The sequence below is a fragment of the Eubacterium sp. AM05-23 genome (assembly GCF_003477535.1).
Lineage (GTDB): Bacteria > Bacillota > Clostridia > Eubacteriales > Eubacteriaceae > Eubacterium > Eubacterium maltosivorans.
Map to the genome: position 1 here is coordinate 107,047 of NZ_QUDF01000005.1, position 14,727 is coordinate 121,773.

10 protein-coding genes are annotated in these 14,727 nt (G+C 53.0%); 4 read left to right on the plus strand and 6 right to left on the minus strand.

Annotated elements, in window-relative coordinates:
- Nucleotides 1-19: 19 nt before the first annotated feature.
- Nucleotides 20-1,225 (plus strand): ABC transporter permease, encoded by a 1,206-nt coding sequence (locus DW091_RS08100; protein ID WP_118517905.1) that lies wholly within the window; start codon nt 20-22, stop codon nt 1,223-1,225.
- Nucleotides 1,226-1,256: 31 nt separating this feature from the next.
- Here the strand turns inward: DW091_RS08100 and DW091_RS08105 are convergent, their stop codons facing one another.
- The 4 genes from DW091_RS08105 to DW091_RS08120 form a co-directional block, all read right to left on the minus strand.
- A complete protein-coding gene (locus tag DW091_RS08105) occupies nt 1,257-1,673 on the minus strand; it encodes a secondary thiamine-phosphate synthase enzyme YjbQ (protein ID WP_058694648.1) in 417 nt (138 codons plus the stop codon).
- 20 nt (nt 1,674-1,693) lie between these two features.
- Entirely contained in the window at nt 1,694-2,377 is a 684-nt protein-coding gene (locus tag DW091_RS08110; protein WP_224168766.1) for an XRE family transcriptional regulator, read from the minus strand.
- Nucleotides 2,378-2,730: 353 nt separating this feature from the next.
- Nucleotides 2,731-3,600 (minus strand): DUF3658 domain-containing protein, encoded by an 870-nt coding sequence (locus DW091_RS08115; RefSeq protein ID WP_118517906.1) that lies wholly within the window; start codon nt 3,598-3,600, stop codon nt 2,731-2,733.
- Nucleotides 3,597-4,421 (minus strand): carbon-nitrogen hydrolase family protein, encoded by an 825-nt coding sequence (locus DW091_RS08120; protein ID WP_224168767.1) that lies wholly within the window; start codon nt 4,419-4,421, stop codon nt 3,597-3,599. Before DW091_RS08120 ends, DW091_RS08115 begins: the two co-directional genes overlap by 4 nt.
- A 229-nt stretch (nt 4,422-4,650) precedes the next feature.
- On the opposite strand from DW091_RS08120, the gene DW091_RS08125 reads away from it, so the two are divergent.
- The 3 genes from DW091_RS08125 (at nt 4,651) to DW091_RS08135 (ending at nt 12,692) form a co-directional block, all read left to right on the plus strand.
- Nucleotides 4,651-6,198 (plus strand): FGGY-family carbohydrate kinase, encoded by a 1,548-nt coding sequence (locus DW091_RS08125; protein ID WP_118517907.1) that lies wholly within the window; start codon nt 4,651-4,653, stop codon nt 6,196-6,198.
- A gap of 50 nt (nt 6,199-6,248) precedes the next feature.
- Nucleotides 6,249-10,478 (plus strand): 2-hydroxyacyl-CoA dehydratase, encoded by a 4,230-nt coding sequence (locus tag DW091_RS08130; RefSeq protein WP_118517908.1) that lies wholly within the window; start codon nt 6,249-6,251, stop codon nt 10,476-10,478.
- Nucleotides 10,479-10,793: 315 nt separating this feature from the next.
- Nucleotides 10,794-12,692: a glycosyltransferase family 2 protein gene (locus DW091_RS08135; protein WP_158577858.1), complete on the plus strand. Its 1,899-nt coding sequence runs from the start codon at nt 10,794-10,796 to the stop codon at nt 12,690-12,692.
- Nucleotides 12,693-12,770: 78 nt separating this feature from the next.
- On the opposite strand, the gene DW091_RS08140 is transcribed toward DW091_RS08135, so the two are convergent.
- Both DW091_RS08140 and DW091_RS08145 read right to left on the minus strand, forming a co-directional pair.
- A complete protein-coding gene (locus tag DW091_RS08140) occupies nt 12,771-12,992 on the minus strand; it encodes a YozE family protein (protein ID WP_058694641.1) in 222 nt (73 codons plus the stop codon).
- A gap of 135 nt (nt 12,993-13,127) precedes the next feature.
- Entirely contained in the window at nt 13,128-14,693 is a 1,566-nt protein-coding gene (locus DW091_RS08145; protein WP_074616886.1) for a Na+/H+ antiporter NhaC family protein, read from the minus strand.
- Nucleotides 14,694-14,727: the final 34 nt, after the last annotated feature.

Here is a 14,727-nt window from a genome sequence, read left to right on the forward strand (position 1 = left end):
GCTACCTCGGAGCGTGGCCATGCTAAACGTCTTTTTTCATGAATTTAAGCGGCTGTGCCTGAACAAGACCGTTCAGGCGCTGTCGATCCTGTCGGTTTTGTTTACCATTTTACTGGTGTATGTGGTCATAGCGAACACCCGTTATGGCTCATACGAAAGCCCGGCGTACAGAAGCGGCCTGGACGCCGTTGCCCACGCGAGAATAGTCTACGCGCCGTCATACGGCTCTGTCACAGCTGAAAAGCTGGAGTCAGCCCTCAGGACCTATCAGGATATCGCAGAAGATTACCCGGAAGGCGAAATACCAGACGCGCTCCGGGAGAAAACGACAGCGCCTTTGTCGCCGCTGCTGCGCCTGCTGTCGTATACTTATGAAACCCGCGACATTTCTGTTGATGCTGCCGCTGACTTTTACAGACAGCGTGAAGCGCGCATCAACGCATCCATTGAGGAGCAGTATCCCGGTTCGCCAGCGGTTCAGAATGCCGCCAAAAACATTAACCAGAGGGTCGAAACGCCTTTTTACTACGCCTATGGTTACGGCGACAGCGACGGGCCAGAATTTCTGGTGTTTCTCCTGTTTGTGCTGGTGTTTTTCGGTACGGTTATTGCCGCGCCAGTCTTTTCTGAGGATTATCACAGCCAGGCCGATGATATCCAGCGCTGCTGCCGGTATGGGCCGCAGCTTGGAACAGCGCGGCTGATGGCCGTATATGTCCTGGTTCTTTTGCTGGTGACAGTCTGCATCGGGATTTATCTGCTATCCCTCAACACCGTATTTGGATGGGAGGGGCTGAAAGCATCCCTACAGACCCGTTACTTCACAACTGCGATCACACCAATGACCATCGGCGGCGTTATGGGCGCCACAGTGCTTTCAGGCATTCTCACCCTGCTGGCCACAGTATCCTGCGCCATGCTTGTATCCTCACGCTGCAAAGTGCCGGTGGCGGCTGTGTCGACCAGTGTGGTGATCGCCCTGCTGCCTGTTTTCTTCTCCTTTCTCCATATTGAGGAAAGCGTGCTGTCTTCTCTGCTGCCCTCTGCCGGCGTCGTCTCGAGCAGTGGCTTTTATCAGACGCTGACAGAGAAAAGCCTGGAATTTTTTAACGCTGGCGACCTTGTCCTGTGGCGGCCCTGCGCCTGCCTTCTGTTCGCCGCGGTGGAGATCCCGCTGTTTGGCGGGCTGGCTGTATGGTCCTACAAAAGACAGAAACTTTACTAAAAAAGCACGGCACATTTTTGTGCCGTGCTTTTTATTCACCGATGATTTTAATGAGCGCGTGTTTATCGCGCTTACCGTCAAACTCAAAATAAAAGATCTGTTCCCAGGTGCCGAAATCCAGGCGGCCGTCTGTGATGGCCACCACCACTTCACGGCCCATAACGGTCCGCTTGAGATGGGCGTCGGCGTTATCCTCAAAACCGTTGTGGTGGTACTGGCTGTAAGGTTTTTCGGGCGCCAGCTTTTCGAGCCACACCTCATAGTCATGGTGCAGGCCGCTCTCATCGTCGTTGATGAACACGCTGGCAGTGATATTCATGGCGTTGACCAGCACCAGTCCTTCCCGGATACCGCTGTCAGCCAGCGCTGCCTCCACATCCGGCGTGATATTGACAAGGCCTCTGCGGGTCGGCAAGTTAAAATGCAGTTCTTTTCGATAAGATTTCATAAGTCCTCCTATAAATAAAATTAATAACATTCAAAGAAGCGCTCATAGATGCGTTTCTGATAGACAACGGAACCGATGATCTGGACATTATCCTTATTAAGGTCATAAACCTCCACCTCAAAAGCTGGGTTGTGCGGCTGGAGAATCACCTGATTTTTCCGGAAAGAGACCTTCCTTATTTTGAGATCCGACTCACCCACGTGCAGCGCGGTCAGATCGCCGGATTTTAAAAAGGTGTTGAGCTTTACCACCACATGGTCATTTTTCATGAGTGTGGGCTCCATGCTGGCGTCTGTAATCTCCAGAGCAAAGACCGGGCCCCATTTTGCCAGCTGGTCGCTGGGCAGGGTAAGGGTATGGACGGTCTTCTCGTTGGAAAAGACAGGCAGCTGGTATTTTATGCTCCCGAAAACCGAGAGTGTCACCTCCGGCCCAAAAGGCCGGGTGTCGTCAAGCACCTCTCTCTCGTACATCGAGACAGGACGCCCCATAAGCCACAGGGGGCTGACGTCAAAGTAGGCCGCCATCTCCCGGATGGTCGTAATCTTCGGGGCCATCTCGCCTCGGGTATAGCGTGAAATACTCGGGGGAGAAAGATTGAATTTTCGGGACATCGAATAGGTGGTTTCATTAAAATTGGTCATCAGGTATTTAAGGCGCTGGCCGAAGACCTGCTTATCTACGGTATGTTTTTTATCCATCATATACCTCCGCTTTTGTATATCATACACCAAACAAGTGCAAAACTCAATATTAATACATTCAATTCCTGTGCATATTACGTAACACAACAGTGAGTGCCATCATCTCTTAAATCCTATGGGTGTTTTTCTGAATACAATTGATTTTTCTGAGTTCAGGGTATATAATACAAGTACAAATTCGTTTACAAAAATAAAAGAATCGAGGAAAGAGAAGTAGTGTTAAAAACCTTAATCGAGTCGATATATTGGCGCCTGTTCTATTTTAAAATGCGGAATAAATATTCCGGGCAGGACCAATAGATCCGTAAGCGAAACCAAAAACGGCCGGAGCGATCCGGCCGTTTTTACGTTGCTCAGTCTTTTCGCCGCATAATGCCGCCATAAGGGTTCTCGTCCTCTGACGGAGCAACTGCCACAAGCTCTCCGTCATCAGCCATGGCCTGCAGACGCATCAACAGCCACTGCGCGCTCACCCCCGGGACGCGGATCAGGGTTCTGCCGATGGGAACAGCGGCCATAAAGTCACCGTCCGGTATATTCGCCCGGAGAACAGCGTCATAGAAGTTTTCGCGCACGCTCATAACGCGGCCATTTACCACAGCCCGCAGAGGGGCGTTTTCTTTGACGAGCTGTTCCCACAGCGCTGCGCAGGCTTTTACCTGGACAAGGGCGAGGGGTTCCTCAAGCTGGGCGAGGCTGCCGAAGTCCTCTGGAAAAATATTGCCTGTGCTCAGGTATTGGCGCGCTTTGCCGTCAAACACAGTCTGCCGGGAGACAAAGACTGCGGATAAGGGAACTGAACCTTCTCTGAAAAAATGGCAGATAAAGAGAAGGCCGCAGACCTCGGCCGGATCGTTCTCGGACAGCCAGATGCGGACGGGCTCAAGGGTTTCCCTGGCTTTTTCCAGACAGTCAAGGGTTTTGCGGTTCAGCCCCGCAATTTCCTCAGCCACGCCGGGCGTTTCGCCGTACAGGATTTTCAGCACAGAAAGCCGGACGCCGCTCTCTGTATCGTTGTTGTCAAGCTCTCCGATATCCAGCGACTGCCACAGGGGCGCCACATCCCCGGGGCTGCCGCCAAGGGATAGCCCGGGCCAATGGGTGGGGGTGGTATGATTCTTACCACGCAGCATCGACGCTTCTTTTATCTCCTGGCCATGTTTCATGGATTTTGCGCAGCTCAGACTTCCAGCAGCGCTGTTCCCGAAAATAAGCTCAATCATTTTATTTCCTCCAGCCTGTAAAGATCCTTTCTTCTGGCTGACAGAATGGGCAGCTGTTCCCGCGCCGCGTCAACGACACGGGTGTCGATTTCGACCGAGATGGCGCCGGGCTTTTCATCAAGCCCGGCGATATTATTGCCCCAGGGGTCAATCACGCAGGAATGTCCCCAGGCCGCGTATTTGGCGTTTTCATCCCGGGCGGAGGAGCAGGCCGCGATGTAGCACTGATTATCCACAGCCCGGGAGCGCAGCGCCAGTTCCCAGTGCATGGGCCCGGTGGTCATGTTAAAGGCGGCGGGCAGCACTGCCAGCTTCGCCCCGTGTTCTGCCATAATGCGGAACTGCTCGGGAAAACGGATATCGAAGCAGACGGCCACGCCCACAGGTCCAAAGGGCGTTTCCACAACAGTGATGCTATCACCAGCAGTTAAAACATTCGACTCCTTAAAGGATATACCATCTTTGACATCAACATCAAAAAGATGCACCTTCCGGTGCCGTCCAAGCAGACTGCCATCCGGTCCAAAAACGAAACAGGAGTTATAGATATGACCGTCCTCCATCTCGGGGATAGAACCGGCGAACAGTGTGATGCCGAGCTCCCCGGCCAGGGCAGACATGCGGGTATTGGCAGGCCCGTCCGCAGGCTCGGCCGCGGTCAGAAAATCACTCCCGGCGTAGGGGCATATATACATTTCGGGCAGCAGCACCATCCCGGCCCCGTTTTCTGCGGCGGTGCGGATCATTTTTTCAGCAGTGTTCAGATTTGTTTCCTTATCTGCTGTCAGCGGCATCTGGCAGCAGGCGAGCTTTGTTTTCATGGAAGCCTCCAGTTTCTTGTTCATAATTTGCGGTTTCTTTTTATTATACCTGAAAAGACTGAAAGAAGTTTTTAATCGCCAGGGGAAAACTTCAATCAATTGTAACCCTTTCCCAATTTAAATAGTTCTAAAGAAAACTTTGATAAATTCTTGAAGATTTGTTATAATAGTGGTCGTTTAAGAATTGATATATAATAAATAAGAAGAAATTTGATTTTGAGGTTAAGGTTTGGAGAAGGAATTAGTTTTAACGATTGATTGTGGCACCCAGGGCATTCGGGCCATTGTGTTTGACAAAACGGGCCGGGCGCTGGCAAAAACCGAGAAAAGGTTTGAGGGCTACTACTCAAAGAAGCCGCATTATGTGGAAGCGCCGCCCGCTATGTTCTGGGAGGATCTGGCCAGGGTTACTCTGGAGATGAAAAACCATTATCCTGAGTATGTCGAAGCGCTTTCGGGTATGAATATCGCGGTGCAGCGCGATATCGCCACCATTGTGGACGAAAAAGGCGAGGGCCTGCGGGACTTCATCAGCTGGATGGACCGGCGGACGCTGGAGAAACCACTTACGATACCGCAGCCTTACCGTTTTGCTTTCTGGATAGCGGGCAAAAAAGCCTTTACCGAGAGCTTTAATACCGGCACACACGCGCACTGGATCAAGGTGCATGAGCCGGAGCTTTGGAACGCTGCGGATAAATACATTTTTCTTTCGACTTACCTGATCAATAAACTGACCGGCCAGATGGTGGACGCGACCTCCAATATTGCGGGCCACTTTCCCTTTGACTTCAAGCATAAGAAATGGTGCGGTCCTTACGAAATCAAGCGCCAGATCATTCAGATCGAGCGTGAAAAGCTTTGTGACCTGGTGGATTCCTGCCAGGTCATCGGTGTCATTACCCCTGAGGCCGCCGAAAAGACAGGTCTGCCCGAGGGATTGCCTCTCGTTGGCTCAGGAACCGATAAGGGCTGTGAGACCATTGGGGTCGGCTGCGTGAACGAGGGCTGCGCCAGTGTATCCCTTGGCACCCAGGCCACTGTGGAGACAACCTCCAAGCGCTATTATGAGCTGGTGCCCTTCTATCCGCCCTTCCCCGGGGTGGACCCAGAGGCTTATAACCCTGAGATCACAGTTTATCACGGATTCTGGATGGTCAACTGGTTTATCGAAATGTTTGCCACGAAGGAGCGGGAGGACTGTGAGAAACGGGGTGAGGACCTGTTCGATTTTCTGAACGGGAAACTGCCCACCGTACCCGCGGGGGCCGGCGGCCTGGTGCTGCAGCCCTACTGGGGACAGGAATCCTTTAAGCCGGAGGCCAAAGGGTCCATTATCGGCTTCAGCGAGCGCCACACCAAATACCATATTTACAGAAGCATTATCGAGGGGCTGGCCTTCGCGCTTCTGGAGGGCCTTGAAACCATCGAGAAAAAATCTGGCGTGCGGGTGAATACCATCGGCCTGTCCGGCGGCGGCTCCCGCAGTGACAACATCGCCCAGATTATGGCCAATGTCTTTGGCCGGGAGGTTTACCGGGTTCAGACCTATGAGACCACCGGGCTCGGCGGCGCCATGGCTACCTACGTGGGGCTCGGCGTTTATCCGGATCTGGAGACAGCCGGGGCGGAGATGGTGCGAAAATCGCGCCGTTTCATGCCTGATCCCGAAGAAAGCCGGCACTACGCAGTTCTTTACCGAGAGGTGTATAAAAAGGCGTATAAGCGCTATAAACCGCTGTATAAACGATTGGGAAAAATAGAGAGCGTACACTAAACAAGCATTACTGACAATGATTGATGATTAATAAAAATGAGGCATAATACATGAACAAAACTTACAAGATGGGCCTTGACGTAGGCTCAACCACCATTAAAGTGGTGGTGATGGACGAGAACGACAATATTATTTACAAAGAATACCGAAGACATCTGTCCAATATCAAGCTGACCATGGCGGAGCTTTTAAAGGAAACCTTTGAGGCGGTAGGCGACATCACCACCAAGGTCTGCGTGACCGGCTCCGGCGGACTGATGATTTCCAAATGGCTGGATATCCCTTTTATCCAGGAAGTGGTAGCCGGGACAGTGGCGGTTGAGCAGTTGATTCCTGAGACCAACTGCGCCATTGAGCTGGGCGGCGAGGACGCTAAGATCACCTTCTTTGAGGGCAATATTGAGCAGCGGATGAATGGTACCTGCGCTGGCGGCACCGGGGCCTTTATTGACCAGATGGCCACCCTGCTGAAAACCGACGCCACCGGGCTCAATGAGCTTGCGAAAACCCACCAGACCATTTATCCCATCGCTTCGCGCTGCGGGGTATTTTCCAAAACCGATATACAGCCCCTGCTCAACGAGGGGGCTGCCAAAGAGGATATCGCCGCCTCCATTTTCCAGGCAGTGGTCAACCAGACCATCAGTGGTCTGGCCTGCGGGCATCCTATCCGCGGCAATGTCGCCTTTTTGGGCGGGCCGCTGTTCTTCCTGTCTGAGCTCAGGCAGCGCTTTATCGAAACGCTGAAGCTGTCGCCTGAGCAGGTAATCTTCCCGGAAGGCTCTAACCTGTTTGTGGCCGTGGGCTCTGCCTACTCCTCCGATAAATACGGCACGCTGCCGCTCTCCGAGCTGGTCAGACGCGTACAGAACACCGACGGCGCTGGTGACAGCGAGGTAGGACGTCTGGACCCGCTTTTTAAAAGCCAGGAGGAGCTGGACCGTTTTCTCTCACGCCATCAAAAGGACCGTGTGGAGCGGGGAAGCCTTGAGGCCTATACTGGCGCGTGCTTCCTGGGTATCGACGTTGGCTCCACGACCACCAAGGCAGTACTCGTCGGCCGTGAGGGCGAGCTTCTGTACCATTACTATGGCAGCAATGAGGGCAGCCCTCTGGGCCAGGCCATCAAGATTGTGGAGGATGTTTACAACAAGCTGCCCGACGGCGCGGTTATCGGCAAATCCGCGGTCACCGGCTACGGCGAGGGCCTGATCAAGACAGCGCTCAAGGTCGATATCGGCGAGATCGAGACCATTGCCCACTATAAAGGCGCTAAATACTTTATGCCCAGGGTCGATTTTATTCTGGACATCGGCGGCCAGGACATGAAGTGCATGAAGATAAGGAACGGCACCATTGACAGCATTATTCTCAACGAGGCCTGTTCCTCGGGCTGTGGCTCTTTCCTCGAAACCTTTGCCAAATCTCTGAACCTGAGCATGGACGCCTTTGTGTCCCAGGCTCTGCTGGCCGAAAAGCCCGTGGACCTTGGCACCCGCTGTACGGTCTTCATGAATTCCAAGGTAAAGCAGGCCCAGAAGGAAGGGGCCGAGGTCGGGGAGATTTCCGCCGGCCTGTCCTATTCGGTCATTAAAAACGCCCTGCAGAAGGTTATCAAGGTGCATAACCCCAAGGATCTGGGCGAAAATATCATTGTCCAGGGCGGCACCTTCAACAATAACGCGGTGCTGCGCGCCTTTGAGAAAATTACCGATAAGGACGTGGTGCGGCCAGACATCGCCGGGCTGATGGGCGCCTTTGGCGCCGCGCTGATCGCCCGTGAAAACTATACCGAGGGCGACAGGAGCACCCTTCTCGATCTGGATAAGCTCTACAGCTTTGAGGTTGAGGTCAGCCACCGCCGCTGCGGCGGGTGCAGCAACAACTGCCTGCTCACCATCAACCGTTTTAATGACGGCAGCCGGCACATTACTGGTAACCGCTGTGAGATTGGGGCCGGCGAGGGAAGAAAAAACAAGGACCTGCCGAACCTGTACCAGTATAAATACAAGCGCGTTTTCGATTATCAGCCCCTGCCCACCAACCAGGCGTCCCGCGGTGTGATCGGCATTCCGCGCGTGCTCAACCAGTATGAAAACTATCCCTTCTGGTTCATCTTCCTGACCAGCCTTGGCTACCGTGTCGAGCTGTCTGAGGAATCCAACCGCAAGGTTTATGAAAAGGGCATGGCCAGCATCCCCTCCGAATCAGTCTGTTATCCGGCCAAGCTGGTGCACGGTCATATCCAGGACCTGATCGACCGGGGAATCAAGACGATTTTCTATCCCTGCATTCCTTATGAGGAACGGGAATTTGAAAAAGTGGACAACTGGTACAACTGCCCCATTGTCATGTCCTACCCCGAAACCATCAAGCACAATATGGAATCCCTGAAAGAAAACGGCGTGACCTTCCTGAATCCCTTCATCGCCCTGGATGACCACAAGCGGCTGGAGGAACGGCTCACCGAAATTTTTGGCGGGCTGGGTATCCCGAAGGAAGAGATCAGCGTTGCCCTGAAGCTGGCCCTGGGCGAAAAGGACCGCTTCCGGGACGATATGCGCGCAAAGGGCGAGGAGACCATGGAGTGGCTGAAAAAAAACGGCAAAAAAGGCATTGTGCTGGCCGGCAGGCCCTACCATATCGACCCTGAGATCAACCACGGGCTCGACAACATCATTACCGGCCTGGGCATGGCCGTACTCACCGAGGATTCCATCGCCCATCTGGCCGCTGAGCTCGATGAGGAAAACTTCCGCGTACTGGACCAGTGGAAATACCACAGCCGCCTTTACAAGGCTGCGGAGGTTGTCGCTCAGTATGATTTTCTGGAGCTGGTACAGCTGACCTCCTTTGGCTGCGGCCTGGACGCGGTCACCTCCGAGCAGACTCAGGAAATCCTGGAAAGTAAGGGCAATATCTATACCCTCATCAAGATTGACGAGGTCAACAATCTGGGCGCTGTCCGCATCCGTATGCGCTCGCTGAAGGCAGCCATGGAAGAACGTGAAAAAAACCACGTCAAGCTCCCGTGTGAAGAGCTTCCTGAAAAAGTGGTGTTCACTAAGGAAATGCGCAAGCGTCATACGCTGCTGGCACCTCAGATGTCGCCCATCCACTTTGAGTTTATCGCGGACGCCATGGCCGAAAGCGGCTACAACGTCGAGGTGCTGCCAAGCGTGGACGAAAAGGCAGTGGATGAAGGACTGACCTATGTCAACAACGACGCCTGCTATCCGACCATCATCACCACCGGGCAGATCATGGCAGCACTGAAATCCGGCAAATATGATCTGGATAATGTGTCTGTGCTCATGACCCAGACCGGCGGCCCCTGCCGCGCGTCCAACTATGTGGGCTTTATCCGCAAGGCGCTGAAGGAAGCGGGCATGGAGCAGGTGCCGGTAATCTCACTGAATCTGGTGGGCCTGGAGGACAATCCGGGCTTTAAGATCACGCCGGGGCTGGCCAACCGCGCCATGATCGGCATGGTCTACGGCGACCTGTTTCAGCGTGTGCTTTACGCCACCAAGCCCTACGAGCAGGTGCCTGGCTCCGCCATGGCCCTTTACAACAAGTGGAAAGAGCGGGTTAAGATTGACATCCGCAAGCCGAAATGGTCAGTCTTTAAACGCAATGTGACTCAGATTGTCGAGGACTTTGACCGTCTGCCCAGAATTGAGAAGAAAATCCCGAAGGTCGCCATTGTAGGGGAGATTCTGGTCAAGTACCACCCGACCGCCAACAACAACCTCATTGAGGTGCTGGAAAACGAGGGCGCTGAGGTGGTGGTGCCGGATCTCATCGACTTTTTCCTTTACTGCTGCTATAACTCGATTTACAAGTACGACGAGCTGTCAGGCAGCAAATCAGGAAAAACCGCCGGTATCGCCGGGATCAAGGTGCTGGAAATGTACCGCAAAAACATGAAAAAGGCACTGGATAAGAGCCGCCATTTTCACGCGCCGTCGACCATCTATAAAAAGGCGGAAAAGGCCAGGGAGCTCATCGCGCTGGGAAACCAGGGCGGGGAGGGCTGGTTTTTGACCGCTGAAATGATGGAGCTTATCGAGTCCGGCGTTGAAAACATCGTCTGTGTCCAGCCCTTTGCCTGCCTGCCGAACCACGTCATGGGCAAGGGGATGATCAAGCCTATCCGCAAGCGCTATCCGAAGGCCAATATCGCTCCCATCGATTACGACCCCGGCGCTTCCGAGGTCAACCAGATCAACCGGATCAAGCTGATGATGGAAACCGCCAATAAAAATCTCGGAATCTGACAGGGGATGAAAAGCCCCTCGAAAGCTAAGAAAAACCTGATGTTCAGAGGCATTCTGCTCACAGGTTTTTCTTTTTATTTATCTCAGTTCACAAATTAAAATCTGCAAACGATATTGCAAAATTTGGCCTTGCAACTTGGGATCAATAACTCTATAATAATAAATATCACATATAATCCTTTTTCCTTTAGAATTACTCCCCTTTTTCTATAGGAAACCGAGCGGAAGCCTTAACCGGTTTCCGCTTTTCTTTTTTGTTTTCCGGCACTGCTTCAGGGTAAACTTTAAATGAGACTTAAAATTCAAGAGGAAAGCATGAAAGAACAAAATAAAATACGAATCAAGAAGACGATTTTTATACTTACAGTGGTTGCCATGACCGTCTATTTCGGCTGGCGGCTGTTTTTTACGCTGCCCTTCCGGTTTGGGCCGCTGGCTTCAGCCGTCGGCGTTATCCTGCTCATCACAGAGCTCACAGGCGCTTTGGAAACCTTCGAGCTCTACCGGAATTATTCCCGCTCTGCCGTACCAGAGCTCCCGGTGATTCCCGCCGCGGATTATCCGGAGGTGGATGTGCTCATCGCCACGCATAACGAGTCGGCCGGGCTCCTTTATAAAACCGTCAACGCCTGCAGATACATGGTGTATCCGGACAAAAACAAAGTGCACATTTACCTCTGCGACGATACCGGCCGCGCAGAGGTCGCCGCGCTGGCCAGACAGATGGACGTCGGCTACTTTGGCCTCCGGGACAACCCCCACGCCAAGGCCGGGAACCTCAACAACGCGATCTTTAAAACCCATTCGCCCCTCATCGCCACCTTTGACGCGGATATGATCCCCACCCATGATTTTCTCATGAAAACTGTGCCCTACTTCTTCCTGGAGGAGGGGCCCATCGGCTTTATCCAGTCGCCCCAGAGCTTCTACAACGCCGACCTTTTCCAGTATAACCTGTACTCTGAGAAAAAGCTGCCCAACGAACAGGACTACTTTTTCAAGGAGGTTAATGTCAACCGGAACTATGCCAATGCGCCCATCTATGCAGGGTCAAACACCCTTATCTCACGCCGGGCGCTCACAGAGGTGGGCGGCATCGCCACGGACAGCATCACCGAGGATTTTGCCACCGGTATCCGTATTCAGGCCGCCGGGTACCGGTGCTATGCCATTCCGACCGTTCTGGCCCACGGGCTGGCTCCCGCCACCCTGCGGGACCTCATCAGCCAGCGCAGGCGGTGGGGCAGGGGGTGCGTCCAGACCCTGCGCCAGTCACACTGGCTCAGGCATATGGGCCTGCCCCTCAGGACACGCCTCAGCTATTACAGCTCCTTTTTATACTGGTGGGCCTTTTTCAGGCGATTTGTATATATTTCAGCCCCGATCCTTTTTACCCTGTTCCAAATTGTTATCGTGGACTGCACTGTGCCCGAGCTGCTGATTTTTTCAATACCAGCCTATCTGCTCTACGGCCTGTCACTGCAATTTCTTTCCGGCAGCATGCGCAGCGCAAGGTGGAGCAACATTATCGACACCGCCCTGTTTCCGTATCTGACGCTTCCCATTATCCTGGAAACTCTGGGCATCCGTGAAAAGAAGTTCTCTGTAACCCGCAAGGATGCGGTGACCGACTCGCGCAGCTTTACTCTGGCGCTTCCGCACCTGTTTTTTATTCTGCTGTCCGCGCTCGCCATCTACCAGTGCTACACAGTGTGGATGCCCGCCAGCTTTGTGGCGGCTCTGGTCGTCATGTACTGGCTGGTTCTCAACACTTTTATTCTTATCATGGCCGTATTTTTTATTTTAGGCCGGAAAAACAGCCGGAAAAACGTGCGCTTCAGTGCAGAACTGCCCGTGTTGTTAAAAACGCCTTGTGGCCGTTTTTCGGGCCATACGCTCGATATCTCCGAAACAGGCATGGCCATAGCGCTTGACACCGGAAAAACACTGGACCCGAGTTTGCCGCTGGAGGTGCTTGTCCAGTCCGGCCACTACCGCGCCAGACTGGAGGCCAGAGTGGTTCGAACAGATGAGAGCAGAGACGGCGCCCTGAGGTACGGGCTGGTTTTTACCAGTATGGACGCGGAAAACAGGAGCCAGTATTTCCAGATTGTCTATGACCGCGAGCCGGATTTTCCAACCCGGCTTGTGAAGAGCTCCGGGCTCCGGGACCTGGGCAGAAATATTCTGCAGAGGTTCCGCCGCAGACGGTAGGGGAGCACGGCACATTTTTGCGCTGTGCCTCCCAGGCAAAAAAATAAACCCATCTTTAAAAGACAGGTTCTCTTTCGTTTAGTTGTCGCCCTTCATAAAGAGTGCGTAGGCGTCGCTCATCACCTTCAGCGCTTCCTCGCTGGCGCCCTGGCTCTCAATATAGCTGATAAAATCATCGGCTGAGCCGTCGTCCGGAAAGCCTTTATCCTCGGCCACATCCTTTGCCAGATCACCAAAATAAGACGCATCGCCTGAGTACCTGGCACAAAGCCATTCTTTAAATAATACTTTTTCGCCCATTTTCAAGCCCCCTTTTTTTCTTTATTATAACATATCTGTAAACGACTTGCTTGAAAAATTCTTTTTATTAAGGGTAAAAAAATGGAGAATCCACAACAGAAAGTTCTGGATTCTCCACAAAATTTAAAAGTCTGCTTAAGCTTCCGGCTCGGCAGTCACTTCTGTTCTTTCCAGTTTTTTGCTGGAGAGGCGGTGAAGCACGAACAGGGTAACGCCCAGCAGGATAATGCCAGTGCCAAGTGTCAGGGCGATGTTGCCGTATGAGAATCCGGCCACAATGTAGCCGAAAAAGCAGCACGCTGCTACCAGGCACGCGTAAGGCATCTGGGTGGCCACATGCTTGATATGGTCACAGCCCGCGCCGGTAGAAGACAGGATAGTGGTGTCTGAGATCGGTGAGCAGTGGTCTCCGAAAACAGAGCCTGCCAGCGTTGCGGACAGGGTGACAACCATCAGCTCCGGTGCGGATGCCTGACAGATAAACACAACGATTGGGATAAAAATCCCAAAGGTTCCCCAGGCTGTACCGATAGAGAAAGACAGACCCGCAGCTACCAAAAATACGATGGCCGGAATCAGGCCCATGGGCAGGTGGCTGGCTTCTACCAGCTGGCCAACGTAGATACCGGTGCCCAGGTAATCCTGGCATAAAGAACCGATGGTCCATGCCAGTGTCAGGATAATGTAAGCCGGAACCATGCTCTTAACGCCTTCGCCGATGCCGCCCATGAATTCCTTAAAGCTCACAAGCTTTCTCGGAATAAACAGCAGGAAGGTTACAACGAGCGCCCAGAAGCCGCCCAGTACCAGGGCCGCGGAAGCGTCGCAGTTCCCAAAGGCTTCGCCGATGCTCAGGCCTTCGCCGGCCCAGTAGCCGCCGTTCCACAGCATGGAAATGATTGAGAACACGATCAGCGCGCCGATGGGGATGATCAGATCCCAGACGGTTCCTTTGTCGGATACCTCCTGGTTGCTTTCAAGATCATCCGCGACAGCGCCCAGGTCACCTTTTTTCTCAGCCTTGTACTCTTCCTTGGCCATGGGTCCGAATTCCAGATTCGTTGCGGCCAGCGCCAGTACCATAATAATGGATAAAATAGCGTAAAGATTGTATGGGATGGTCGCGAAGAAAGCCTGTAATTCGTTGGTGAAGGCTCCGGTTTCGTACAGGGTTGATCCAACAGCCGCCGCCCAGCTTGAGATCGGGGCGATGATACAGACCGGCGCCGCGGTGGCGTCGATGATGTAGGCCAGCTTTGCGCGGGATACATTGTACTTGTCTGTGACGGGTTTCATAACAGTACCGACTGTTAAGCAGTTGAAATAGTCGTCGATGAAAATCAGCATTCCCAGAAAGCTGGTGGCCAGCTGAGCGCTTCTCTTGCTTTTCAGCTTGGTTGAGGCCCAGTTACCGTAGGCTCTTGAGCCCCCGGCCATCGTGACCACATAAACCAGCGCCCCCAGAAGGGCCAAAAAGAGAATGATGTTAAACTTGCCAGGCGAACCAACGGTCTCAGCAGTAACGCCGAAGGCTACGCTGCTCATCTCGATGATGCCGCCGCCTGTGTTTAACGCGTAGATAAGTCCCCCTGAAAGTATTCCGATTAACAACGATGAAATAACTTCTTTGGTGCATAACGCCAGAACGATCGCGATGATCGGTGGTAACAGCGATAAGAAACCAACATCGATTGTTTCCATAAATACTCCTCCTTATTTTTTTATATTTGCTTCC